The sequence below is a fragment of the Cellulosimicrobium cellulans genome (assembly GCF_001722485.1).
GTDB classification, from domain to species: domain Bacteria; phylum Actinomycetota; class Actinomycetes; order Actinomycetales; family Cellulomonadaceae; genus Cellulosimicrobium; species Cellulosimicrobium cellulans_A.
Map to the genome: position 1 here is coordinate 24,741 of NZ_LWGL01000001.1, position 24,442 is coordinate 49,182.

General features: G+C 73.1%; 22 protein-coding genes and 2 tRNA genes. 10 read left to right on the forward strand and 14 right to left on the reverse strand.

Annotated elements, in window-relative coordinates; genetic code table 11:
• Nucleotides 1-37: 37 nt before the first annotated feature.
• Nucleotides 38-1,354: a UDP-N-acetylglucosamine 1-carboxyvinyltransferase gene (gene murA / locus JZ5iCDA_RS00115; RefSeq protein WP_069385250.1), complete on the reverse strand. Its 1,317-nt coding sequence runs from the start codon at nt 1,352-1,354 to the stop codon at nt 38-40.
• A gap of 372 nt (nt 1,355-1,726) precedes the next feature.
• On the opposite strand from murA, the gene JZ5iCDA_RS00120 reads away from it, so the two are divergent.
• Complete coding sequence (locus tag JZ5iCDA_RS00120) at nt 1,727-3,073, forward strand: MFS transporter (RefSeq protein ID WP_069385251.1); 1,347 nt, start codon at nt 1,727-1,729, stop codon at nt 3,071-3,073.
• A gap of 117 nt (nt 3,074-3,190) precedes the next feature.
• On the opposite strand, the gene JZ5iCDA_RS00125 is transcribed toward JZ5iCDA_RS00120, so the two are convergent.
• On the reverse strand, nt 3,191-4,231 hold the full coding sequence (locus tag JZ5iCDA_RS00125; protein WP_069385252.1) for an adenosine deaminase: 1,041 nt from the start codon (nt 4,229-4,231) through the stop codon (nt 3,191-3,193).
• A gap of 129 nt (nt 4,232-4,360) precedes the next feature.
• On the opposite strand from JZ5iCDA_RS00125, the gene JZ5iCDA_RS00130 reads away from it, so the two are divergent.
• The gene (locus JZ5iCDA_RS00130) at nt 4,361-4,813 is read left to right on the forward strand and encodes an SRPBCC family protein (protein WP_253181888.1); all 453 of its coding nucleotides are present in this window, start codon (nt 4,361-4,363) and stop codon (nt 4,811-4,813) included.
• Nucleotides 4,814-4,902: 89 nt separating this feature from the next.
• Here JZ5iCDA_RS00130 and lpdA read toward each other — a convergent pair whose 3' ends face one another.
• A complete protein-coding gene (gene lpdA, locus JZ5iCDA_RS00135) occupies nt 4,903-6,306 on the reverse strand; it encodes a dihydrolipoyl dehydrogenase (RefSeq protein WP_069385253.1) in 1,404 nt (467 codons plus the stop codon).
• Nucleotides 6,307-6,638: 332 nt separating this feature from the next.
• Between lpdA and JZ5iCDA_RS00140 the strand changes: the two genes are divergently transcribed.
• The 4 genes from JZ5iCDA_RS00140 to JZ5iCDA_RS00155 all read left to right on the forward strand — a co-directional run bounded on the left by JZ5iCDA_RS00140 (nt 6,639) and on the right by JZ5iCDA_RS00155 (nt 12,465).
• The gene (locus tag JZ5iCDA_RS00140; protein ID WP_069385299.1) at nt 6,639-9,122 is read left to right on the forward strand and encodes a leucine--tRNA ligase; all 2,484 of its coding nucleotides are present in this window, start codon (nt 6,639-6,641) and stop codon (nt 9,120-9,122) included.
• A gap of 125 nt (nt 9,123-9,247) precedes the next feature.
• On the forward strand, nt 9,248-10,192 hold the full coding sequence (locus JZ5iCDA_RS00145) for a DUF808 domain-containing protein (protein ID WP_069385254.1): 945 nt from the start codon (nt 9,248-9,250) through the stop codon (nt 10,190-10,192).
• A gap of 46 nt (nt 10,193-10,238) precedes the next feature.
• Complete coding sequence (locus JZ5iCDA_RS00150) at nt 10,239-11,564, forward strand: hemolysin family protein (RefSeq protein WP_069385255.1); 1,326 nt, start codon at nt 10,239-10,241, stop codon at nt 11,562-11,564.
• Between the two features lie 10 nt (nt 11,565-11,574).
• Nucleotides 11,575-12,465 carry an LLM class flavin-dependent oxidoreductase gene (locus JZ5iCDA_RS00155; protein WP_069385256.1) on the forward strand — a complete coding sequence of 297 codons (891 nt, stop codon included), beginning with the start codon at nt 11,575-11,577 and terminating at the stop codon, nt 12,463-12,465.
• A gap of 23 nt (nt 12,466-12,488) precedes the next feature.
• Here JZ5iCDA_RS00155 and leuD read toward each other — a convergent pair whose 3' ends face one another.
• Both leuD and leuC read right to left on the reverse strand, forming a co-directional pair.
• Nucleotides 12,489-13,127, reverse strand: a complete 639-nt coding sequence (gene leuD / locus JZ5iCDA_RS00160) for a 3-isopropylmalate dehydratase small subunit (protein ID WP_069385257.1) — start codon at nt 13,125-13,127, stop codon at nt 12,489-12,491.
• A 67-nt stretch (nt 13,128-13,194) separates the two neighbouring features.
• Nucleotides 13,195-14,676, reverse strand: a complete 1,482-nt coding sequence (gene leuC, locus JZ5iCDA_RS00165; protein ID WP_069385258.1) for a 3-isopropylmalate dehydratase large subunit — start codon at nt 14,674-14,676, stop codon at nt 13,195-13,197.
• A gap of 161 nt (nt 14,677-14,837) precedes the next feature.
• On the opposite strand from leuC, the gene JZ5iCDA_RS00170 reads away from it, so the two are divergent.
• From JZ5iCDA_RS00170 to JZ5iCDA_RS19305, 3 genes are all read left to right on the forward strand, one after another.
• A complete protein-coding gene (locus JZ5iCDA_RS00170) occupies nt 14,838-15,557 on the forward strand; it encodes an IclR family transcriptional regulator (RefSeq protein WP_024840729.1) in 720 nt (239 codons plus the stop codon).
• Between the two features lie 187 nt (nt 15,558-15,744).
• Nucleotides 15,745-15,912, forward strand: coding sequence for a hypothetical protein (locus tag JZ5iCDA_RS18650; protein WP_171905256.1), 168 nt, complete (start codon nt 15,745-15,747; stop codon nt 15,910-15,912).
• Between the two features lie 4 nt (nt 15,913-15,916).
• Nucleotides 15,917-16,822 carry a PH domain-containing protein gene (locus tag JZ5iCDA_RS19305; protein ID WP_069385259.1) on the forward strand — a complete coding sequence of 302 codons (906 nt, stop codon included), beginning with the start codon at nt 15,917-15,919 and terminating at the stop codon, nt 16,820-16,822.
• Nucleotides 16,823-16,869: 47 nt separating this feature from the next.
• Here JZ5iCDA_RS19305 and JZ5iCDA_RS00180 read toward each other — a convergent pair whose 3' ends face one another.
• The 4 genes from JZ5iCDA_RS00180 to JZ5iCDA_RS00195 form a co-directional block, all read right to left on the reverse strand.
• Nucleotides 16,870-17,295: a phage holin family protein gene (locus JZ5iCDA_RS00180; protein ID WP_069385300.1), complete on the reverse strand. Its 426-nt coding sequence runs from the start codon at nt 17,293-17,295 to the stop codon at nt 16,870-16,872.
• A 121-nt stretch (nt 17,296-17,416) separates the two neighbouring features.
• A tRNA-Glu gene (locus JZ5iCDA_RS00185) sits at nt 17,417-17,489 on the reverse strand.
• A 100-nt stretch (nt 17,490-17,589) separates the two neighbouring features.
• Nucleotides 17,590-17,661: transfer RNA gene (locus tag JZ5iCDA_RS00190), tRNA-Gln, on the reverse strand.
• Between the two features lie 126 nt (nt 17,662-17,787).
• Entirely contained in the window at nt 17,788-18,723 is a 936-nt protein-coding gene (locus tag JZ5iCDA_RS00195; protein ID WP_069385260.1) for a LysR family transcriptional regulator, read from the reverse strand.
• 69 nt (nt 18,724-18,792) lie between these two features.
• On the opposite strand from JZ5iCDA_RS00195, the gene JZ5iCDA_RS00200 reads away from it, so the two are divergent.
• A complete protein-coding gene (locus tag JZ5iCDA_RS00200) occupies nt 18,793-19,926 on the forward strand; it encodes a YeiH family protein (protein ID WP_083259479.1) in 1,134 nt (377 codons plus the stop codon).
• Between the two features lie 110 nt (nt 19,927-20,036).
• Here JZ5iCDA_RS00200 and JZ5iCDA_RS00205 read toward each other — a convergent pair whose 3' ends face one another.
• From JZ5iCDA_RS00205 to JZ5iCDA_RS00225, 5 genes are read right to left on the reverse strand one after another with little or no spacing between them, the layout of a single operon-like run.
• On the reverse strand, nt 20,037-20,813 hold the full coding sequence (locus JZ5iCDA_RS00205; RefSeq protein ID WP_069385261.1) for an HAD family hydrolase: 777 nt from the start codon (nt 20,811-20,813) through the stop codon (nt 20,037-20,039).
• A 14-nt stretch (nt 20,814-20,827) separates the two neighbouring features.
• Nucleotides 20,828-22,330 carry a glutamate--tRNA ligase gene (gene gltX, locus JZ5iCDA_RS00210; protein WP_083259480.1) on the reverse strand — a complete coding sequence of 501 codons (1,503 nt, stop codon included), beginning with the start codon at nt 22,328-22,330 and terminating at the stop codon, nt 20,828-20,830.
• A gap of 10 nt (nt 22,331-22,340) precedes the next feature.
• A complete protein-coding gene (locus JZ5iCDA_RS00215; protein ID WP_069385262.1) occupies nt 22,341-22,634 on the reverse strand; it encodes a hypothetical protein in 294 nt (97 codons plus the stop codon).
• Nucleotides 22,635-22,639: 5 nt separating this feature from the next.
• Nucleotides 22,640-23,422 carry a fumarylacetoacetate hydrolase family protein gene (locus JZ5iCDA_RS00220; protein ID WP_069385303.1) on the reverse strand — a complete coding sequence of 261 codons (783 nt, stop codon included), beginning with the start codon at nt 23,420-23,422 and terminating at the stop codon, nt 22,640-22,642.
• 40 nt (nt 23,423-23,462) lie between these two features.
• On the reverse strand, nt 23,463-24,359 hold the full coding sequence (locus JZ5iCDA_RS00225; RefSeq protein ID WP_083259481.1) for a methyltransferase domain-containing protein: 897 nt from the start codon (nt 24,357-24,359) through the stop codon (nt 23,463-23,465).
• Nucleotides 24,360-24,442 lie beyond the last annotated feature (83 nt).

Genomic DNA, 24,442 nt, shown 5'->3' on the forward strand with positions numbered 1-24,442 from the left:
TCATGAGGGTGGCGCCGCGCGCCGGTGCGGTCGCGGCTCAGCCGCGCGAGACGTCGGCGCCGAGGGCGGTGAGCTTGTCCTGGAAGTTCTCGTAGCCACGGTCGATGAGGCTGATCCCCCGCACCGTGGAGGTGCCCTTCGCCGCGAGGGCGGCGATGAGGTGGGAGAACCCGCCGCGAAGGTCCGGGACCTCGATGTCGGCGGCCTCGAGCGGCGTCGGGCCGGACACGACGGCGGAGTGGTGGAAGTTGCGCTGCCCGAACCGGCAGTCGCGCCCGCCGAGGCACTCCTTGTAGACCTGGATGGTCGCGCCCATGCCGCGCAGCGCGTCGGTGAAGCCGAAGCGGTTCTCGTAGACCGTCTCGTGGACGATCGACAGGCCCTTGGCCTGCGTGAGCGCGACGACGAGCGGCTGCTGCCAGTCGGTCATGAAGCCGGGGTGCACGTCCGTCTCGAGCACGATCGGGTCGAGGTCGCCGCCCGGGTGCCAGAACCGGATCCCGTCGTCCTGGACGTCGAAGCGCCCGCCGACCTTCCGGAACGTGTTGAGGAACGTCATCATCTCGGGCTGCGTCGCGCCCTTGACGGTGATGTCGCCGCCGGTCGCGAGCGCCGCCGACGCCCAGGACGCCGCCTCGATGCGGTCGCCGAGCGCGGTGTGGGTGTACCCGTCGAGGCGGTCGACGCCCTCGATGCGGATGACGCGGTCGGTGTCGACGGAGATGATCGCGCCCATCTTCTGCAGGACGGCGATGAGGTCCATGATCTCGGGCTCGATGGCCGCGTTCGACAGCTCGGTGATGCCCTCGGCGCGCACGGCGGTGAGGAGCAGCTGCTCGGTGGCGCCCACCGACGGGTAGGGCAGCGCGATCTTCGTGCCCTGGAGGCGGCGGGGGGCGCGGATGTGGATGCCGTTCTCGCGCTTGTCCACGACGGCGCCGAACTGGCGCAGGATGTCGAGGTGGTAGTTGATCGGCCGGTCACCGATGCGGCAGCCGCCGAGGTCGGGGATGAACGCCTCGCCGAGGCGGTGCAGGAGGGGGCCGCAGAAGAGGATCGGGATGCGGCTCGAGCCGGCGTGCGCGTCGATGTCGGCCACGTGCGCCGACTCGACGTTCGAGGGGTCGAGCTCGAGGACCCCCGCCTCGGCGTCCGCCGTGACGGCGACACCGTGCAGCTCGAGCAGCCCGGTCACGACGCCGACGTCGCGGATCTGCGGGACGTTGCGCAGCACGCTCGGGGACTCGCCCAGCAGCGACGCCACCATCGCCTTGGACACGAAGTTCTTCGCGCCGCGCACGGTGATGGTGCCCTCGAGCGGGGTCCCGCCGTTCACGTACAGCACGTCGTTCATGAGCTCAGGTCGCCCTCTCGCAGATGCCGGTAGAGATGGAGCCGGTGTCTCGGCCCCGGTCGGGGCACGGTGCGCCGTGTCGTCCGGTCCCGGTGGGGGCCAACGCGCGGCACCCGGAGATTATTCACCCCGGCGCCCGCGAGCGCCCGCGCCGCCGTGGAGGACCCGTGGAGGTGTCGCGCGGTCGCGGCGCTGGACCCGCTCGTCCTGCGGCGCGACCGGCGAGAACACGGGGCGGGTGAGACACCGCACGACGCACGCCCGTGGTCGCATCGTGAGACGGCGCGCTCGGCATGCGAGAAGCGCGGTTACCGTCGAGGGCAGCGTACCCATCGGTACGCTCTCGCACCGCCCGCGTCCGCAGGAGAACCCGTGACATCCACGACCGACACCGCCGCGCCACCAGTTGCCCCGAGCAACTCCCGGGGACGCGTGATCTTCGCCAGCCTCATCGGCACGTCGATCGAGTTCTACGACTTCTACGTCTACGCGACCGCGGCCGTGCTCGTCTTCCCGTCCGTGTTCTTCGCGAGCGAGGACCCCACCTACGCGCTCCTGCAGTCGTTCGCGGTGTTCGGCGTCGCGTTCGTCGCCCGCCCCGTCGGCTCGGTGCTCTTCGGCCACTTCGGCGACCGCGTCGGCCGCAAGGGGACGCTCGTCGCCTCGCTGCTGACCATGGGAGTGGCGACGTTCCTCATCGGCGTGCTGCCGCCGTCGGACACGCCCGGGTGGGCGATCCTCTCCCCCGCCCTGCTCGTCCTCATGCGCTTCTGCCAGGGCCTCGGGCTCGGCGGCGAGTGGAGCGGCGCCGCGCTGCTCGCGACGGAGAACGCGCCCGAGGGCAAGCGCGCCGTGTGGGGCACGTTCCCGCAGCTGGGCGCGCCGATCGGCTTCATCCTCGCCAACAGCGTGTTCCTGGTTCTCGCCGAGGTGCTCGACGAGGCGCAGTTCCTCGACTGGGGCTGGCGCGTGCCGTTCCTCGCGAGCGCCGTGCTCGTCATCGTCGGCCTGTGGGTGCGCCTCAAGCTCATCGAGACCCCGGCGTTCCAGAAGGTCGTCGAGGCCGAGGCCGTCGCCAAGGTGCCGGTCGCGCGCGTGTTCCGCACGTCGTGGCGCCAGATCGTCTCCGGCACGTTCATCATGCTGGCGACGTACGTGCTGTTCTACCTCATGACGACGTTCACGCTGACCTACGGGACGGCCCCGACGACGGACGAGCCCGCCGGCCTCGGCTACGAGCGCACCGACTTCCTCATCATGCTCATCGTCGGCGTCGTGTTCTTCGGCATCCTCACCCTCGCGTCGGGCCCGATGGCCGAGCGCTTCGGGCGCCGCCGCCACCTCATCTGGACGACGATCGGCATCGCCGTGTTCGGCGCGCTGTTCGTGCCGCTGTTCTCCGGCGAGACGGTCGGCGTCATGGCGCTGCTCGTCGTCGGGTTCTCGCTCATGGGCCTGACGTTCGGGCCGATGGCCGCCGTGCTGCCCGAGCTGTTCCCCGCCAACGTCCGCTACACGGGCTCCGCGGTTGCGTACAACCTGTCGTCGATCCTCGGCGCCGCCGTCGCGCCGTTCATCGCGGTGTGGCTCTGGACGCAGGCGAACGGCTCGACCGTGCTGGTCGGCGTGTACCTGTCCGTCATGGCCGTGATCACCCTCGTCGCGCTGCTCGCGTCGAAGGAGACGAAGGACGTCGCGTACACCGACAACGTCTCCTGACGTCTGGCGGCCCGCCGACACCCGGAGCGCTCCGGACACCGAGATAGAGGGATCCCCGCGAGATAGAGCCATTCAGGCCTCTACCTCGCGGGGATCCCTCTATCTCGTGGCGATCCGTCAGGCGGCCTCGGCCTCGAAGGCGGCGACGTAGCCGTCGATCGCGGCGAGGTAGTCGGCGCGCTGCTCGTCGGTCAGCCACGACGCCTCGAACGAGTTGCGCGCGAGCTGGACGACCTCGGCCGTCGTGAGGCCGGCGGCCTCCGCCAGCGCGACGTAGTTGTCCGCGACGTAGCCGCCGAAGTACGCGGGGTCGTCGGAGTTGACCGTCACGCGCACGCCGTCGCGCAGGAGGCCGGCGATCTCCGTCGCCTTCATGTCGTCGGTGACGAACGAGTTGGAGATCGGGCAGCACGTGAGCCCGAGGCCGCGCTCGCGCACGACGTCGACGAGCGCCGGGTCCTCCACGACGTTCGTCCCGTGGTCGACGCGGTCGACGCCGATGCGGTCGAGCACCGTGCGGATGTTGTCGATGCTGCCCTCCTGGTCGATGTCGCAGTGCATCGTCAGGCGGTAGCCGAGCTCGCGCGCCCGGGCGAACACGTCGGCGAACTTCTCCGGCGGGTTGCCGCGCTCGTCGGAGTCGAGGCCGACGCCGACGATCCGGTCCCGGAACGGCACCGACGCCTCGAGCGTCTCCGCGGCGCTCTCGGCCGACATGTCGCGCAGGAAGCACAGGATGAGCTGTGCGTCGACGCCATGCTTCGCCGGTGCCTCCGCGGCGGCGCGGTGGTAGCCCGTCACGACAGCCTCGAACGGCACGCCGCGCGACGTGTGCGCCTGCGGGTCGAAGAACATCTCGACGTGCTTCACGCCGTCGGCCGCGGCGCGCGCGAGGTACGCGTCGGCGAGCTCGTAGAAGTCGTCCGCCGTCTGCAGCACCTCCATCGCCGGGTAGTACACGGCGAGGAAGCTCGCGAGCGAGTCGAACTCGTACGTCGCGCGCACCTCCTCGACCGTCGTCTGGCCGATGTCGATGCCGTTGCGCTCCGCGAGGCGCAGCTTGAGCTCCGGCTCGAGCGTCCCCTCGAGGTGCAGGTGCAGCTCGGCCTTCGGCAGGCCGGTGATGAACTCGCGCGTGGGCGTGGCGGGCAGGGCCATGGGTCTCCTTCGTGGTGGGGTCACCCCCATCCCATCATCCCGAGACCGTTGTCCCGGGCATCCGCCGTCGAGTTCCGGCAAGGAGGGATTCGACGGCGCGCCAGACGGCGCACCTCTTCCCCACGGCGCGTGTCCGCTGCCACCATGGGCGGCGTGGACCTGCGGACCAGCATCGACGTGGCCGCCCCGCCCGAACGGGTGTGGGACGTGCTCGCCGACGTCGAGCGGTGGCCGGAGTGGACCGAGTCCGTGACCCGCGTCCGGGCGCTTGACGCCGGCCCCCTCGTCGTCGGGTCGCGGGTCGAGGTCGCGCAGCCACGCATCCCGACCGGCACGTACACCGTGACCGCGCTGGAGCCCGGCCGTGCCTTCACCTGGGAGCAGCGGCAGCCCAGCAGCACGGTGACTGCGCGCCACGAGTGCACGCCGGTGCCAGGTGGCGGGACCCGCGTCGAGCTGGGCGTCGTGATGAGCGGCGCGCTGGGGGCGGTGATGGGGCGGCTGTACCGCGGGCTCACCCGGCGGTATCTCGCGATGGAGGCCGCCGGGCTCAAGGCCGCTGCCGAGGACCCTTCACGCTGAGGAACGCGAAGAAGGCCCGGATTTGCGGTTCTCCGCAGATCCGGGCCTCCTAGCGCGCTCTGCCCGCGAACACCGGCTGAGCGGTCGACTCAGAAGTTGATCATGTGCCCCGCGAGGCCGTGGATCGACTCCTGGACGGCCTCGGACAGCGTCGGGTGCGTGTGCACGTTGCGCGCGAGCTCGTTGACGGTGAGGTCCCACTTCTGCGCGAGGGTGAGCTCGGGCAGCATCTCGGAGACGTCGGGGCCGATGAGGTGGCCGCCGAGCAGCTCGCCGTAGGTCTCGTCGGAGATGAGCTTGACGAAGCCGACGGGGTCGCCGAGGCCGTGGGCCTTGCCGTTCGCCATGAAGGGGAACGTCGCGACCTTGACCTTGTAGCCCTCGTCCTTCGCCTGCTGCTCGGTGAGGCCGAAGCTGGCGACCTGCGGCTGGCAGAACGTGGCGCGCGGCATCATGCGGTAGTCGCCGAGCGTGAGGGTCTCGGCGCCGCCGATGGTCTCGGCCGCGACGACGCCCTGGGCCTCCGCGACGTGCGCGAGCATGAGCTTCGCGGTGACGTCGCCGATGGCGTAGATGTGCGGGACGTTCGTGCGCATGACGTCGTCGATCGCGATGGCGCCGCGCTCGGTGAGCTGCACGCCCGTGTTCTCGAGGCCGAAGCCCTCGACGTTCGGCGCGAAGCCGACGGCCATGAGCACCTTGTCGACGACGAGCTCGCCCGGCTTGTCGTCCTTGACGCCCTTGTAGGAGACGGTCACGGAGGAGCCCTCGTCCTTCACCGTCTGGACGGCGGTCGACGTGAGCAGGTTGATGCCGAGCTTCTTGTACTGCTTGGCGATCTCCTTGGAGACGTCCGCGTCCTCGTTCGGCAGCGCACGGTCGAGGAACTCGATGATCGTGACGTCCACGCCGTAGTTCTTCATGACGTAGGCGAACTCCATGCCGATCGCGCCGGCGCCGACGATGGCGATCGACTTCGGCAGGTCGCGCGTGAGGATCTGCTTCTCGTACGTCACGACGTTGTCGGACAGCTCGACGCCGGGCAGCAGGCGCACCTTGGAGCCGGTCGCGATGATGACGTTGTCGAACGTGACCTGGTCCGTCGAGCCGTCCGAGAGCTTGACGTCGAGCGTGTTCGCGTCGCGGAACGTGCCGCGCCCGTCGTACTCGGTGATCTTGTTCTTCTTCATGAGGAAGTGCACGCCCTTGACGCGGCCCTCGGCCACCTGGCGCGAGCGGTCGAACGCCGCGCCGAAGTCGAAGCTCACGTCACCGGACATGCCGAAGGTCTTCGCGTCGTGCGTGAAGATGTGCGCGAGCTCGGCGTTGCGCAGGAGCGCCTTGGAGGGGATGCAGCCCACGTTGAGGCACACCCCTCCCCAGTACTTCTCCTCCACGACCGCGACCTGCAGGCCCAGCTGGGCTGCACGGATCGCGGCCACGTAACCACCGGGACCTGCACCGAGGACGACGACGTCGTAGTGGGATGCCATGTGGCAAGCCTACTGGCGTGCGCACGGCCGCGGACGGCGCGCGCGGGCGACGTCCGCCACACTGCCACGCCCTGTCGGGCGACCGTCGATCCTTGACCGCGGGCGCGGGACCGCGCCACGATGCCCGGGATGCGACGCATGCGGCTCCTCCTTCGCCGGCCGCGCTGAGCCCGCCGGGCGGGCACGCTCAGCGCGGCGGTGCCTGCGCGTCCCGGTGACGGTGTTTCCGGTGAGTGCACGGCGAGTGCCCGACGACGAAGCCCACCGCATCGAGGAGCCCCACCGTGGACGCCGCACATCCCTACCCCGTCGACGCCGCCGTCGACAACCCCATCGACGCGCCGCCCCCGACCACCCGCCCGTCGACCGCCGAGGTCGAGGACCGCTGGCAGCGGTACTGGTCCGAGCACGACACGTTCCGCGCGCGCGACGACGGCACACGCCCGCGCCGCTACCTGTTGACGATGTTCCCCTACCCCTCCGGCGACCTGCACATGGGTCACGCGGAGGTCTTCGCGCTCGAGGACGTCGTCGCCCGGTACTGGCGCCTGCGCGGGTACGACGTGCTCAACCCGATCGGCTGGGACTCGTTCGGGCTGCCGGCGGAGAACGCCGCGATCCGCCGCGGCGAGAACCCCGCCGTCTTCACCGAGACGAACATCGCGACGCAAGCCGCGACCGCGCGCCGGTACGGCGTCTCGTTCGACTGGTCGCGCCGGCTCGAGACGCACCGCCCCGAGTACTACCGCTGGACGCAGTGGCTGTTCCTGCGCCTCCTGGAGCACGACCTTGCGTACCGCGCGACGGCGCCCGTGAACTGGTGCCCGCAGGACCGGACCGTCCTGGCGAACGAGCAGGTGGTCGGCGGCCGGTGCGAGCGCTGCGGCACGCCCGTCGTCCAGCGCGAGCTCACGCAGTGGTTCGTGCGCGTCACCGCGTACGCCGACCGCCTGCTCGACGACATGGCCGCGCTGGAGGGCGCGTGGCCCGAGCGCGTTCTCGCGATGCAGCGCCACTGGATCGGGCGCAGCGAGGGCGCCCGCGTCCGGTTCGACGTCGCGGGCTACGAGGACGCCGCGCCGGCCGCGAGCACGCCCGTCACCGTCTTCACCACGCGCCCGGACACCCTGCCGGGCGCGACGTTCCTCGCCGTCGCGCCGGAAAGCCCGGTCGCCGCGGCGCTGTGCGCGCCGGACCGCGCCGACGCGCTCGTCGCCCTGTGCCGCGACGCCCGGGACGCCGGCGAGATCGCGCGGTCGGGCCCGGGCGGCGGCCGCGGGGTGTTCCTCGGTGCGTGGGCGGTGCACCCCGTCACGGGCGCGCGGCTGCCCGTGTGGGCGGCCGACTACGTGCTGCCCGGGTACGGCACCGGCGTCGTCCTGGGCGTGCCCGCGCACGACGAGCGCGACGCGGCCTTCGCGCGCGCCCACGGCCTCTCCGTGGGCGACGGCGCCACGTGGCCCTCCGTCGAGGACGCCACCGGCCGGCTGGAGGCGACGGGCCACGGCGAGCGGGCGACGTCGTACCGGCTGCGCGACTGGCTCGTGTCCCGGCAGCGGTACTGGGGCGCGCCGGTGCCGGTCGTGCACTGCGCGACGTGCGGCGTCGTGCCCGTGCCCGACGACGAGCTGCCCGTCCGCCTGCCCGACCTGGCCGGCGACGACCTGCTCCCCCGCGGCCGCTCACCGCTGGCCTCCCCCGCCGCCGACGCGTGGCGCCGCGTGCCGTGCCCGCGGTGCGGCGCCAACGCCGAGCGCGACCCGGACACGCTCGACACGTTCGTCGACTCCTCCTGGTACTTCCTGCGGTACTGCTCGCCCGGCTCGTCCGGCCTGCCCGACGACGTTCCCTTCCGTCCCGACGACGCCCGCCGCTGGATGCCCGCCGCGCAGTACGTCGGCGGCGTCGAGCACGCGATCCTGCACCTGCTCTACAGCCGGTTCGTCACCAAGGTGCTGCACGACCTGGGGTGGGTCGACGTCGTCGAGCCGTTCGCGACGCTGCTCAACCAGGGGCAGGTGCTCTACGGGGGTCGGGCGATGAGCAAGTCGCTGGGCAACGGCGTCGAGCTCGGCGGCCAGCTCGACCGCTGGGGCGTCGACGCCGTGCGCCTCGCCATGGTGTTCGCCGGCCCGCCGGAGGACGACGTCGACTGGGCGGACGTGGACCCGGCGGCGATGCGCCGCTTCTGCGACCGCGTGCTGCGCCTCGCCGACGCCGTCGCGGCGTCGGGGACGTCGCCGACCGGTCCGGCACCCGACAGCCGGGGCATCACCCCCGACGCACGGCCCGGCACGCGTGCCCACGCCCTCCGCCGCGCGACCCACCGCACCGTGCACGACGCCGAGGACCTGCTCGAGCGCTCGCGGTTCAACGTCGTCGTCGCGCGGCTCATGGAGCTCGTGAACGCCGCCCGGCGCGCGGAGGCCGACGGTCACGGGCGGGACGAGAACGCCGCGGCGCACACCGCCGCCGTGCGCGAGGCGGCCGAGACCGTCGCGGTGCTGCTCGGGATGTTCGCGCCGTACACCGCCGAGGAGGCGTGGGAGCGGCTGGGGCACGCGCCGTCGGTCGCGGACGCCGGCTGGCCGCGCGTCGACCCGACCCTGCTCGTCGACGACACGGTCGAGGCCGTCGTCCAGGTCGACGGCAGGGTGCGGGGCCGCGTCGTCGTCCCGGCCGACGTCGACGACGCGACGCTCCGGGACCGCGCGCTCGCCCTGCCGGGCGTCTCCCGGGCGGCCCGCGGACGCGAGGTGGTGCGCGTCGTCGTGCGCGCGCCGCGGCTGGTCAACGTGGTGACCCGGGCGACCTGACGACGACTGCGGACACCACGACGCGAGCGGGTGCCGCGGCCGTTACGATGCTGCGGCCGCGCACCCCCCTCGACCCGGCGGACCCGCCCGCGGCACCACGGGCCCGCGGACGGAGACCACCCCTCATGGCCGTCGGACTCGCAGCCCTCCTCGACGACATCGCGGCGTTCGCCAAGCTCGCGGCGGCGTCGGTGGACGACATCGGCGCCGCCGCCGGGCGCGCGAGCGCCAAGGCGACCGGCGTCGTCATCGACGACACGGCCGTCACCCCGCGGTACGTCGAGGGCCTGGCGGCCAAGCGCGAGCTGCCCGTCATCAAGCGCATCGCGGTCGGGTCGCTGCGCAACAAGCTGCTGTTCATCCTCCCGGCGGCGCTGCTGCTCAGCCAGTTCGTGCCGTGGCTCCTCACGCCGCTGCTCATGCTGGGCGGCACGTACCTCGCGTTCGAGGGCGCCGAGAAGCTGTGGGAGATGGTCTCGGGCTCGCACCACGCCGAGGTCGACGACAAGGCGGCGAAGAAGGCCGTCGACGAGGACCGGGTCGTGTCCAGCGCGGTGCGCACCGACTTCATCCTCAGCGCCGAGATCATGGTCATCGCGCTCAACGAGGTCGCGAGCGAGGGCTTCTGGTCGCGCGCGGTCATCCTCGTGGTCGTCGCGTTCCTCATCACCGCGGTCGTCTACGGGATCGTCGCGCTCATCGTGAAGATGGACGACATCGGCCTGCACCTGGCGAGCCGGCGCACCGGGTGGGTGCAGTCGTTCGGGCGCGGCCTCGTGACCGCGATGCCGCGCGTCATGTCGGTGATCTCGACGGTCGGGATCGTCGCGATGCTCTGGGTCGGTGGCCACATCATCCTGCAGGGCACGTACGACCTCGGCTGGCACGCGCCGTACGACCTGCTGCACCACCTCGAGGACGGCGTCCACGGGGTGCCCGGCGTCGGTGGCCTGCTCGCGTGGCTCGTCGACACCCTCGGCTCGGCGGTCGTCGGCGTGATCGTCGGTGCGGTCGTCGTCGCCGTCGTCCACCTCGTCCACACCCTCCGGCACCGGCGCGCGCACGCCTGACGCCTCTCGGCCCGCGGGACGCATCCCCGGCTGATTGGATGGAGCGATGGACTCCGGAACATGGACCAACATCGCGCTCGTCCTGCTCTTCGTCCTCGTCGGCGGCGTGTTCGCCGGCACGGAGATCGCCCTCGTCTCGCTGCGTGAGAGCCAGGTCGCCCAGCTCGAGCGGCAGTCCGGCCGCGGCCAGCGCGTCGCCGCGGTGGCGCGCGACCCCAACCGCTTCCTCGCGGCGGTGCAGATCGGTGTGACCGTGGCGGGCTTCTTCTCCGCCGCCTACGGGGCGTCCACGCTGGCCCCCGACCTCGCGCCCGTGCTCGAGAGCGTCGGCCTGCCCGAGGCCCTGGCCTCCACCGTCGCGCTCGTCGTCCTCACCCTGCTCGTCGCCTACCTCTCGCTCGTGCTCGGCGAGCTCGTGCCGAAGCGCATCGCGCTGCAGCGCTCCGCGGGCGTCGCGCTCGTCGTCGCGCCGCCGCTCGACCGGTTCGCCACGCTCATGCGCCCGGTCATCTGGCTCCTGTCGCGCTCCACGGACGCCGTCGTGCGGCTCCTCGGCGGGAACCCGTCGGCGCGCGGCGAGGAGATGAGCGAGGAGGAGCTGCGCGAGCTCGTCCTCGCGCACGAGACGATCCCCGAGGACGAGCGCCGGATCCTCGACGACGTCTTCGCCGCCGGCGACCGGTCCCTGGCCGAGGCGATGACGCCCCGCGGTGAGGTCGCGTTCATGCCGGGCAGCACGACGCTCGCCGAGGCGGCGCGCGCCGTCGCCGACGGGCACTACTCCCGCTACCCGGTCACCGGCGAGGACTTCGACGACGTCCTCGGCTTCCTCCACGTGCGCGACCTGCTCGGCCGCGACTGCCCCGAGCACCCCGAGACCCATCCCTCCGGCGAGCCGGTGCTCGTGCGCGACGTCGTGCGCCCCATCCTCGAGCTGCCCGCCACGAACGCGATCCTGCCGGCGATGTCGCGGATGCGGCGCGAGGGCGTGCACATCGCCGTCGTCGTCGACGAGTACGGCGGGACCGACGGGATCGTCACGCTCGAGGACCTCGTCGAGGAGCTCGTCGGCGACATCCGCGACGAGTACGACCCCGACGAGCCGTCGGCCGCGCGCGAGCACGGCGGCCGCACGAGCGTCGACGCCGGCCAGACGATCGAGGAGTTCGCCCGGCGCACCGGCGTCGAGCTCCCGGACGGCCCGTACGAGACCGTGGCGGGCTTCGTCGTCGCGCAGCTCGGGCGGCTCGCTGCCGTGGGCGACCACGTGGACGTCGGCGAGCAGCGCCTCACCGTGACCGAGGTGGACAGGCGCCGGCTCGTCCGTCTCGACCTGGCCCCCCGTCCCGTGCCTGTCGGAGGCGACTCCTAGCCTTCCCGCCATGGAGACGTCGACGGGTACGGGGACGAAGGTCGGGGTCGTCGGGAGCTTCGGCTCCGCGGCCGAGGTGCTCGGCATGGCCGTCGCGGCCGAGGAGCACGGCTGGGACGGCTTCTTCACGTGGGACGGCATGAGCATCATGGCCGTCGACACCTTCGACCCGTGGGCCCTGCTCGCGGCGGCCGCGGTGCGGACCGAGCGGGTGGCACTGGGCGCGATGGTGTTCGCGCTCCCCCGCCGCCGTCCGTGGGAGGTCGTGCGACAGTCGCTCACGGTCGACCACCTGTCCGGCGGCCGCCTCGTCCTGCCGGTGGGCGTGGGCGTGCTCGACGACGGCGGGTTCTCGGCCGTCCCGGACCAGCCCCAGGCGCTGCGCGACCGGGCGGAGCAGCTCGACGACGCGCTCGCGTTCCTCGACCGCGCGTGGACGGGCGAGCCGTTCTCCTTCTCCGGCGCGCGCCTGGAGACGGGCGAGATGCAGTTCCTCCCCCGCCCGGTCCACCGCCCTGTGCTGGGCCGGCGCGTCCCGGTGTGGCCGGTCGGCGTGTGGGACGCCGAGCGCCCGCCCCTGCGGTCGCTCGACCGCGCGCTGCGTCACGACGGCATCGTCGTCCAGCTGCGCGGCGACCGCGGTTTCGACGTCCCCACGCCCGAGGACGTCGCGGCGCTCGTCACGTGGCTCACCGCGCGCCGCGCGGAGCTGGGCCTCGAGGACCGGCCGTTCGACGTCGTGCTCCAGGGCGAGCTGCCGACGGACCGCGCGGCCGCGGCCGACCGGCTCTCGGCGCTCGGCGAGGCCGGCGCCACCTGGTGGGTCGAGTCCCGCTGGAACCCCGAGACGGCGACCCCGGCGTCGCTCCTCGACGCGATCCGTCAGGGTCCGCCGCGCTGACCCGGCTCTGACTCGGCGCTGGCTCAGCCGACCGGCCGCGCCGCCTCGATCTCGACCTTCGGCAGCGTCTTGGCCGGCAGCGTCCTCGGGCGCCACGACGCGCGGGTCGCCTCGAACGCGGAGATCTCGTCCTCGTGCTGGAGGGTCAGGCCGATGTCGTCGAGCCCTTCCATGAGGCGCCAGCGGGTGTAGTCGTCGATCTGGAACGGCACGGTGACGTCGAGCGCGGACGCGGTGCGCGCGACGAGGTCGACGGTCACCTCGGTGCCGGGGTTCGTCTCGAGGATCTTCCAGAGCAGCTCGACGTCCTCCTGCGCGACGACGCCGGCGACGAGGCCCTGCTTGCCCGAGTTGCCGCGGAAGATGTCGGCGAAGCGGGACGCGAGGACGACGCGGAAGCCGTAGTCCTTGAGCGCCCACACGGCGTGCTCGCGCGAGGAGCCGGTGCCGAAGTCGGGGCCGGCGACGAGCACCGAGCCGGCCTTGTAGGCGTCCTGGTTGAGGACGAACGTCGGGTCGCCGCGCCATGCCGCGAACAGCGCGTCCTCGAAGCCCGTGCGGGTGACGCGCTTGAGGTAGACGGCGGGGATGATCTGGTCGGTGTCCACGTTGCTGCGGCGCAGCGGGACGCCGACGCCGGTGTGGGTCGTGAACTTCTCCATGGTGGGGCCTCTTCGGGGTGCGGGACGGACGACGGGGACGCGGGCCGGTTCGCGGCGGGTGGTCCGGTCAGACCTGGACGAGGACGCCCGGGTCGAGCGGTGCGAGCGGCGTGCCGTCGAACGAGGTGAGGTCGACGTCGGCGGGCAGGTCCAGGTCCGCCACGGACGACAGCGTGCCGCGGATGGCCGTGGCGGCCGCGACGAGCGGCGAGACGAGGTGCGTGCGCCCGCCCTTGCCCTGGCGACCCTCGAAGTTGCGGTTCGACGTCGAGGCGGCGCGCTCCCCCGGCTGCAGCTGGTCGGGGTTCATGCCGAGGCACATCGAGCAGCCGGCGTTGCGCCACTCGGCGCCGAACTCCTTGAAGATCACGTCGAGGCCCTCGGCCTCGGCCTGCAGCCGCACGCGCGCCGAGGCCGGCACGACGAGCACGCGCACGTCGTCGGCCTTCTTGCGGCCCTGCAGCACCTTGGCGACGGAGCGCAGGTCCTCGATGCGGCCGTTGGTGCACGACCCGATGAACACCGTGTCGACGGGGATCTCGCGCAGCGGCTGGCCGGGCGTGAGCCCCATGTACTCGATGGCGCGCTCGGCGGCGATGCGCTCGTTCTCGTCGGCGATCTCCGACGGCACCGGCACGGTCGCCGAGATCGGCAGGCCCTGGCCGGGGTTGGTGCCCCACGTGACGAACGGCTCGAGGTCGGACGCGCGGAGCGTCACCTCGGCGTCGAACATTGCGTCGTCGTCGGAGCGCAGCGTGCGCCAGTACTCGACGGCGGCGTCCCAGTCGGCGCCCTCGGGCGCGTGCGGGCGACCCTTGAGGTACTCGAACGTCGTGTCGTCAGGCGCGATCATGCCCGCGCGGGCGCCGGCCTCGATCGACATGTTGCAGATCGTCATCCGCGCCTCCATGGAGAGGTTGCGGATCGCCTCGCCGCGGTACTCGAGCACGTAGCCCTGCCCGCCGCCGGTGCCGATCTTCGCGATGATCGCGAGGATGATGTCCTTGCTCGTGGCGCCCGGGGGCAGCTCGCCGTCGACGTTGATCGCCATCGTCTTGAACGGCGCGAGCGGAAGGGTCTGGGTGGCCAGCACGTGCTCGACCTCGGACGTGCCGATGCCGAACGCGAGCGCGCCGAAGGCGCCGTGCGTCGAGGTGTGGGAGTCGCCGCACACGACCGTCAGGCCGGGCATGGTCAGACCGAGCTGCGGGCCGACCTGGTGGACGATGCCCTGGTCCGCGTCGCCGAGCGAGTGGATCCGCACGCCGAACTCGCGGGCGTTGTTGCGCAGCGTGTCGATCTGCGTGCGGCTCGTGAGGTCCGCGATCGGCAGGTCGATGTCGAGCGTCGGGGTGTTGTGGTCCTCGGTCGCGATGGTGAGGTCCGGGCGGCGCACCGGGCGGCCGGCGAGGCGGAGCCCCTCGAACGCCTGCGGGCTCGTGACCTCGTGCACGAGGTGGAGGTCGATGTAGAGGAGGTCGGGCGACCCGTCGGAACCGCGGCGCACGAGGTGCGCGTCCCAGACCTTCTCCGCCAGCGTGCCGGCCATGCTGCTCAACTCCTCGTCGTGTGTCACGGCTTCTCCCGCGGGGGCACGGGCGCCGCTGGACCGATGGTCCGTCCTTCGAGCACCGCTCGGGGGAACCGTCCAGCGGCTGGACCGTCTCCCGCCGACTTGCATCTCAGTGAGTGAGACGTCAATATCGACCTATGGACAATACTAGCGGAGTCGGCGTGCTGGACAAGGCGGCCTCCGTCCTGGGCGCTCTGGAGTCCGGACCGGCCACCCTGGCCCAGCTCGTCACGGCCACGGGCCTCGCCCGCCCGACGGCGCACCGCCTCGCCGTCGCCCTCGAGCACCACCGCATGGTCGCGCGCGACATGCAGGGGCGCTTCGTCCTCGGCCCGCGTCTCAACGAGCTCGCGACGGCCGCCGGCGAGGACCGCCTGCTCGCTGCCGCGAACCCCGTGCTCACCGCGCTGCGCGACCACACCGGCGAGAGCGCGCAGCTGTACCGCCGCCAGGGCGACCACCGCATCTGCGTCGCCGCGGCCGAGCGCCCCGTGGGCCTGCGCGACTCGATCCCCGTCGGCGCGACGCTCACGATGAACGCCGGCTCCGCCGCGCAGATCCTCCTCGCGTGGGAGGAGCCCGACCGCCTGCACCGCGGGCTGCGCGAGGCCGTGTTCACGGCGACGATCCTCTCCGGCGTCCGGCGGCGCGGCTGGGCCCAGTCGGTGTCCGAGCGCGAGCTCGGCGTCGCGTCGGTCTCCGCACCCGTGCGCGGGCCGTCGGGGCGCGTCGTCGCCGCGGTCTCCATCTCGGGCCCGGTCGAGCGGCTCTCGCGCCAGCCCGGGCGCCTCCACTCCGGGTCGGTCGTCGCCGCCGCCAACCGGCTCACCGAGGTGCTGCGCCGAGCCGGGGAGTAGTCCGCACGGCGGCCCGCTCGGCCGGGACCGGGACGGGGTGGCGACACTCCGGGGCAGACAGGTGACCCAAACGGGACAGCCCTGTCAAAATCACCCCGAATGCTGGCATGCTGTGCGGGCCGCCCCACGCGGTCCGAGCAGGGGGGCGCACGTCTGCCGACCCGACCCCCGACACGGGAGGACCCCGATGCATCCGAAGGTGAAGGCGATCCTCATCTGGGCGCTGGTGATCTTCGCGCTCTACGCGATCGTCACGAGCCCGGAACGCGCCGCCGACATCCTCGAGGGGATCTGGGACGTCGTCCTCGGGGCCTTCCGCAGCATCGGCCAGTTCTTCAGCTCGCTCCTGGACTGACCCGGTGGCCGCCGCCCGTGGCCGGCCGCGCAGCCGGATCCTCGACCGCTACGTGCTCAGCGGCGAGCGGGTCGTGGTCGCGACGCGCCACCACTGGGGCATGCTGCTCGAGCCGGTCGCGTCGACGATCGCCGGGCTGCTCGTCGTCGTGTGGCTCGTCGCGCAGGTCGGCCCGGCGGCGGGCGACGGGGTGCTGGTCCTCGGGCTGCTCTGGCTGCTGCTCGCCGCGCGCCTCGCGTGGAAGGTCTTCGAGTGGCGCAACGAGTGGTTCGTCGCGACGGACAAGCGCCTGCTCCTGCTCTACGGGCTGATCACGCACAAGGTGGCGATGATGCCGCTCACCAAGGTCACCGACATGAACTACGGCCGCTCCCCCGTCGGGCGCGTGCTCGGCTACGGCCAGTTCCTGCTGGAGTCCGCCGGCCAGGACCAGGCGCTGCGGCAGATCGACTGGGTCGCGCAGCCCGAGGCGACCTACCGCCAGATCTGCGACACCCTCTTCGGGCCGACAGGCGTGGCGTCACGCCCGCGCGGGGTCGCCGCTCCCCCGGCGCCCGACGTGCCCACCTTCGGCGAGCTGCACCCCGTCCCGGCGCCGCCCGTCCTGGAGCCGCCGCCCTGGGACGAGCCCGTCCTCGACCCGGCGCCGCCCATGCCTCGTCCACCCGTGCCTCGTCCACCCGTACCACCGCCGCCCGCACCGCCCCCGCCGGTGCCGCCGGCCCCAGGGGCGGCCGACGGGCCCACTCAGCCGCTCCCCGTCGTCGGGCACGACGACCCGGACGGCGAGCGCGGCTGGGCCGTCTCGGACGAGGAGCGCGCGCCGTACGTGCGCGTGACCCCCACGCCGGCGTCGGCGTCCGTCCGCCGGCCGGACGAGCCCGGACGAGGGCGCGACGGCGCGTCGTAGGCGAGGCGGGCGAGCGCCTCACCGGCCCCTGACCGCCCGTGCCCGTGTCAGCCGCGCGCGGCTCGGGCCGCCGGACCCTCCCCGTCGCCGCGACGGTCGCCGAGCTTCTCCTTGAGGAAGAACATCGGCAGGAGGAACGTCGCGAGCGCCGTGACGAGCCAGACGACGAGCGTCGCGAGGACCCACGGCACGGCGCCGCCCGTGATGCGCAGCCCGTCCCCCACGAGCGAGGCGACGAGCAGCGCGACGAAGGTCGACACGAGCCCGATGCCGCCGAGGAAGGCGGGCGCGTAGCGGGCGGCGGTCTTCGCGATGAAGGGCGACAGCACCGCCTGGGCGACGGTGAACACGACGACCACGACGACGAACCCCGTCGCGGTGACCTCGACGCCGTCCACCACGGACGCGGCGACGAGGAGGCCGAGCGCGGCCGACGCCAGCAGGATGGCGAGGCGGATCAGCAGTCGCACCATGGGTGCGAGCGTAGCGACGTACGTCACACCCGGCGCGCGGAGCCGGCAGGGCCTCGTCGGACGCTGTCCGATGCAACGCAGAAGGCCCGGTCATCGTGATGATGACCGGGCCTTCCCGATGTACCCCCAACGGGATTTGAACCCGTGTTACCGCCGTGAGAGGGCGACGTCCTAGGCCGCTAGACGATGGGGGCCTGTGGTGCTTCGGTCCGATCCGGACGTTTTCACCGGTGAGAACTCTACCTCATGTTCCGAGCGGGTCTGACCGCTCGTTCCAGGAGCCGGAGCTCATCGCTGGGGTACCAGGACTCGAACCTAGACTAAGTGAACCAGAATCACTCGTGCTGCCAATTACACCATACCCCATGGTGGTATGAGGCCTCGGAGAACGGAGCTCGGCGACGGGCTGACACCCGTCCCCTCGGCCCCTCTCGTGGAGGTCTCACCGGCCGAGAACATTACCGGAGACCGGGTCCGGGACCAAATGCGCCGTCAGCCCGCCGTCGAGCTCGCGGCCGCCGCGATCCGACGCGCCCCGGCCGACAACGCCGTCCCGTCCTTCCAGACCATCCGCAGCCGGCGCTCGAGCGCGAGCCCCGGCACGGCGAGACGCACGAGCGCGCCGCGCGCCACGTCGTCGGCGACCGCGAGGGTCGACAGCACGGCCACCGCGCCGCCGTGCTGCACCGCGGTCTTGAGCGCCGCCGTCGACCCCAGGTGCGGCAGGTGGGCGGGCAGCCGCTCCCCGAGCGCGGCGAGGCCGCGCTCGAGCGTCTCGCGCGTCCCCGACCCGGTCTCGCGCACCACGAGGCCGCCCGTGAGCAGCTCGTCGACGCGCAGCGCGCTGCGGCGCGCCCAGCGGTGGCCCGGCCCGACGACGACCACGAGCTCGTCGCGCGCGATCGTCCGGCTGCGCAGCCCGCGGCGCAGCGTCGCGCTCTCGACGAAGCCGAGCTCGACCTCGCCCCCCAGCACCAACCCGGCGACCTCGCTCGAGTTGCGCACGACGAGCTCCACGTCGGGCGTTGCCCGCCCCTCCCGGCCGGGCTGCTCCGACAGCGCGAGGCGGGCCAGCCAGCGGGGCGCGAGGTGCTCGGCGACCGTCAGGCTCGCCGCCACGCGCACGCGCTCGGCCGGCCGCTCGCGCAGCGACGCGACCGACCGCTCGAACCGGTCGGAGGCCTCGATCACCTCGCGGGCCCACGCAGCGGTCGCGCGCCCGGTCCCGGTGAGCCGGGCGCCGCGGGTCGTGCGCTCGAGCAGCTCGTGCCCCACGCGGCGCTCGAGCGCGCGCAGGCCGGCCGACGCCGTCGGCTGCGCGATCCCGAGCGCCCGCGCCGCGGCGCTGATCGAGCCGTGCGAGTCCGTCGCGACGAGGAGCTCGAGCGTGCCGAGCGACGTCCGGGTGGCGCGGGTCGAAGAAGCCATAGGTCCACTCTATGGCTCGACGTCCATCTCGCCCTTCTCCGCCGCCACGCCGGCGCGCAGGCTGGCAGCATGCCCGAGAACACGTCCACGACCGCGCCCGCCGCACCCGGCATCCCGGCGCCCGGCGCCGCACCCCGGCAGCCCGCGCCGTCCGCCCCGACCACCGGGCCTCGTGCCCTGCTGCCCGGGCTCCTCGCGGTCACCCTCTCCGCGGCCGTCGTCCTGCTCGTGTCCCGTTTCGTACCCACGGTCTCGCCGCTCGTCCTCGCGCTCGTCGCGGGTGCCGTCGTGGGCTCGGCCGTCCTCGGCCGCGTCCGCGGCGCCCGGGCGACGGCGGCCGTGGCGGCGACGCGGCCGGGCGTCGCGTGGACCGCGTCGACCGTCCTGCGCGCCGGCGTCGTGCTCCTCGGGCTGCAGCTGTCGCTCCCGGAGGTGCTCAAGCTCGGGTGGCGCGGGCTCGTCGTCGTCACGACGACGCTCGCGGTCACCTTCGCGGCGACGCTCGCGCTCGGGCGCGCCCTGCGCGTCCCGCGCACGACGGCGCTGCTCGTCGCGACCGGCTTCTCGATCTGCGGTGCCGCGGCGATCTCGGCGATGCAGGGCGTCGTCGCCCGGCCCGGGCGGTCCGCCGTGCAGGTCCGCGAGGACGACGACGCCGTGGCGGCCTCGCTCGCGCTCGTCACGGTGTTCGGCACGCTCGCGATCGTCGTCCTGCCGTGGCTGTCCGGGCTCCTCGGGCTCGACGACGCCCAGGCGGGCCTGTGGATTGGCGCGAGCGTGCAGGAGGTCGCCCAGGTGGTCACCGCGGCCGGGTCCGTCTCGGCGGCGGCGCTGGCGACCGCCACCGTCGCGAAGCTCGCGCGCGTCGCCCTGCTCGCGCCGGTCGTGGCCGGCGCGGGCGTCGTGGCGGCCCGCCGGGGCGGGGACCGCGCCGGGCGTGCGCGCGTGAGCCCGGTCCCCTGGTTCGTCGTCGGCTTCCTCGTGGCCGTGGCCCTGCGGTCGACCGGAGTGATGCCAAGCGTCGTGCTCGACGCGGCCGCGCTCACCACGACGGCCGCGTTCACCGCCGCCATGTTCGCCCTCGGGCTCGGCGTCGACGTGCCCTCCCTGCTGCGCACGGGACGCCGGTCGCTCGCCCTGGGCGGGCTGTCGGCGTTCGTCGTGACGACGACGGCCCTCGCCGGCGTCCTCCTCCTCACCTGACCGCGTGCGCCAGGGCCCGGAGGCGAGTCGGGTACGCCGAGATAGAGCCTCCGGTCGCGACGTAGAACCCGCAGCGCTCTATCTCGCGACCTGAAGCTCTATCTCGGCACCTACCGCGAGGTGGAGGACTCGCCGGCGGGCGCCATGACGCCGAGGACGGCGGGGAGGTCCGCGAGGCCGTGCAGCACGTGCACGCCGGACGCGCGGGCCGCATCCGGGTCCTCCGGGTGCGGCCCGCCGCGGCGCGTCCCGGGCCGGTCGAGCCACACTCCGACGAGACCCGCAGCCAGGGCGGCCCGGGCGTCGACGTCGAGCTCGTCGCCCACGTACGCGGTGCGCGCCGGGTCGGTCCCGAGCCGGCGGCACGCCTCGGCGAAGACGCGCGGGTCGGGCTTGCCGAAGCCGAGCGTGTCGACGCCCACGAGCAGCGGGACGTCCTCGAGCCCGGAGGCCGCGAGCTTGCGCGTCTGCAGCTCGACCTTCGCGTTCGTCAGCGACCCGACGCGCACCCCGGCGGCGGCGAGCGTGTCGAGCACGGGACGGGCGTCGTCGAACGCCGTCCACGACTGCTCGAACGTGCCCCAGAAGAGGTCCTTCCAGTCCACGTACGCGGCGTCGTCCAGCAGGTCGCCGCCGAACGCCGCCTGGAGCTCGTTGGCACGGGCCATGCGCTGCGCGTCGAAGTCGATCTCGCCGCGCGTGTAGGCGCGGTAGTGCTGGTTCGGGTCCGCGCGCCACATCGCGAGGACCTCGTCGTACCGGTCCTCCGGCAGGTGCGGCAGCCACACGCGGCACGCCGCGGCGATCGCCGCGCCGAACGCGGTCTTGGTGTCGACAAGCGTGTCGTCGACGTCGAACAGCACGCCGTCGACCGCGGCGCCGGTCACCGCGCCCGTCCTGCTCACAGCGCGGCCCGCAGGCGCTCGAGGCGCGCGAGGGTCGACGCCTTGCCGAGCAGCTCCATGGACTCGAACAGCGGCGGCGACACGCGGCGCCCGGTCAGCGCGACGCGCAGCGGCGTGAACGCGAAGCGCGGCTTGACGCCCATGCCGTCGACGATCGCGTCGCGCAGGCGCTGCTCGATTGCGGCCGTGGCGAACTCGCCGTCCGGCAGCTCGATGAGCCTGGCGGTCGCCGCGGCGAGGATGTCCGCCGCGTCGTCGCGCAGCGCGCCCCGGGCGTCGTCCTCGAAGGCGACCGCGTCGTCGTCCGTGAAGAGGAACCCGAGCATCCCGACGGACTCGCCGAGCAGCACCATGCGCTCCTGGACGAGCGGTGCCGCGGCGGTCAGCAGGTCCTGGTGGCGCTGCTCGAGGTCGGCGAACGAGTCCGCCGGCACGAGGCCGCCGGCGTGGAGGTACGGCACGAGGCGGTCGCGGAAGTCCTCGGGCGCGAGCATCCGCACGTGGGTCGCGTTGATGGCCTCGGCCTTCTTGAGGTCGAAGCGCGCGGGGTTGGGCAGGACGTCGTGGACGTCGAACGCCTCGATCATCTCCGTGACGGAGAAGATGTCGTTGTCCGGCGAGATCGACCAGCCGAGCAGCGCGAGGTAGTTGAGCAGGCCCTCGGGCGTGAACCCGCGCTCGCGGTGCAGGAAGAGGTTCGACTCGGGGTCGCGCTTGGAGAGCTTCTTGTTGCCCTCCCCCATGACGTAGGGCAGGTGGCCGAACTCCGGCATCACCGACGCGACGCCGATCTCCAGCAGCGCCCGGTAGAGGGCGATCTGGCGCGGCGTCGAGGACAGCAGGTCCTCACCACGCAGCACGTGCGTGATCCCCATGAGCGCGTCGTCGACCGGGTTCACGAGCGTGTACAGCGGCTGCCCGTTGGCACGCACGAGCGCGTAGTCCGGGACCGAGCCCGCCTTGAAGGTGATCTCGCCGCGGACGAGGTCGGTGAAGGTGATGTCCTCGTCGGGCATCCGCAGGCGCAGCACCGCCTCGCGGCCCTCGGCCCGGAACGCCTCGCGCTGCTCGTCGGTGAGCGTGCGGTCGAAGTTGTCGTAGCCCTTCGTCTTGATACCGGCCGCCGCGTTGCGCGCGTCGACCTCCTCGGGCGTCGAGAACGACTCGTAGACGTACCCGCCCTCGACGAGGCGACGGATGACGTCCTGGTAGAGGTCGGCGCGCTGCGACTGCCGGTACGGGGCGTGCGGCCCGCCGACCTCGACGCCCTCGTCCCAGTCGAGCCCGAGCCAGCGCAGCGCGTCCAGGAGCTGCTGGTAGCTCTCCTCGCTGTCGCGCGCGGCGTCGGTGTCCTCGATGCGGAACACGAACGTGCCGCCCACGTGCCGCGCGTACGCCCAGTTGAACAGCGCGGTACGGATCAGCCCGACGTGCGGCGTCCCGGTCGGGGACGGGCAGAAGCGGACACGGACGGGCGAGGAACCAGGTGCGGGGATCACGCCGCCCAGCCTAGTTGCCCGACGACGCGCGCTCCCCCGTCCGTGCGGGCTCCGCGGCCGAGGTCACGGGCACCGCGCGGCGTCGGCGGACCACCACGTGGGCGACGCCCGCTAGGGCGCCGACGATCGCGCCTGTCGGTGCGGCGAACAGCACGGCGAGCACGAAGGTCCCGGCGACGCTCACCGGCCCCTCGGGCGCACCGGCGACCGCGACCGTCGCACCGAGCATCGCGAGCAGCGCGCACGGGACCGCGACGCCCGCTCCTGTCCAGCGGACGACTGTGCGGAACGGTCCCGGCGCCACGACGCTCAACCGCGGCGCAGCACTGGGTTGCTCAGGACGCCGATGCCCTCGACCTCGCACTCGACGCGGTCGCCGACGTCGATGAGCCCGACACCGGCGGGCGTGCCGGTGAGGATGACGTCGCCCGGCAGGAGCGTCATCGCCTCGGAGATGTACGACACGAGGTAGGCGACGTCGAAGACCATGTCGCTCGTGCGGCCGTCCTGCTTGGTCTCGCCGTTGACGCGGCTGCGGACGGCGACGTCCTCCGGGTTCAGGTCGGTGTCGATCCACGGGCCGAGCGGGCACGCCGAGTCGAAGCCCTTGGCGCGCGCCCACTGCCCGTCGGTGCGCTGCGCGTCGCGCGCGGTCACGTCGTTCGCGACGGTGTAGCCGAGCACGTACGCGGGCGCGGCCTCGGGCGAGACGTCCTTCGCGAGCCGGCCGATGACGACGGCGAGCTCGGCCTCGTAGGAGACCTCCTGCGAGAAGTCGGGCAGGACGATCGGGTCGTCCGGCCCGACGACGGACGTGTTGGGCTTGAGGAACACCATCGGGCGCGACGGGACCTCGTTGCCCATCTCCCGGGCGTGGTCGGCGTAGTTGCGTCCCACGGCGACGACCTTCGAGCGAGGGATGACCGGCGCGAGGAGGCGCACGCCGTCGCCCAGCTCGAGCCGCTCGCCCGTGGGCGTGACCGGCATGTAGAGCGGGTCGCCGGTGAGGACCGCGAGGAAGGTGCGGTCGCCCTCCTGCTGGACCAGGCCGTAGCGGGGGTCGTCTCCGGTGGTGAATCTCGCGATGCGCACGGGCACAGGCTATCCGCCGGACGGCCCGCGCACCCGGGCGTCACGCCCGCGCGAGCACCTCGCCGTTGAGCACCGCGAACCAGCCGGCCGGCTCCTCGGCCCAGCGCAGCCAGTCCTGCGCGAGCTGCTCGAGCGCGACGTCGTCCGCGAGCGCCGACTCCTTGGCCTGCACCGCGAAGTTCGAGGCGACGCACCGCTCGGCCCACAGGCCACCCCACCAGGTGCGGTCCTCGGGCGTCGCGTAGCACCACGTGCTCGCCGACGGCTCGATGCCGGCCGGGTCGAACCCGGCGTCCTGGACCCACGCGAAGAGGCGACGACCGGCGTCGGCCTCGAACCCGTACGCGTGCGTGACCTCGTGGTAGAGCGTGTTCCACTCGGTGAGGCCGGGCGACTCGGGGTACCAGGTCATGGCGGCGTAGTCGGCGTCGCGGACGGCGACGAGGCCGCCGGGCCTGGCGACGCGCCGCATCTCGCGCAGGGCGGCGACCGGGTCGGACAGGTGCTGCAGGAGCTGGTGGGCGTAGACGACGTCGAACGTGCCGTCGGCGAACGGCAGCTCGTAGGCGTTGGCCTGCTGGAAGGTGATGTTCTCGGTGCCGCGCCGCTCGGCCAGCTCGCGGGCGCTGTCGAGCACCTTCGCGGACGCGTCCACCCCGACGACGCGGCCGGTCGCGACGCGCTCGGCGAGGTCGACCGTGACCGTCGCCGGGCCGCAGCCGACGTCGAGGACGCTCATGCCCTCGCGCAGGTGCGGCAGGAGGAATCCCGCGGAGTTCTCGGCCGTGCGCCACCGGTGGGAGCGCAGCACGGACTCGTGGTGCCCGTGCGTGTAGGACTCGGACTCCTTGGCGGGGTTGGACCCGGCCGCCCCGGTGGGGGCGTCGCCGCGGGGGTCGTCGGTCGTGCCGACTCCGCTCGTGGGGGTTTCGGTCATACCCGCACCGTAGGGGGCGCGTCGGTCGTTCTCGACCCCGTTCTCACAGTCTGGGCGGTGCGGCCGCACCATGATCAGGGGGA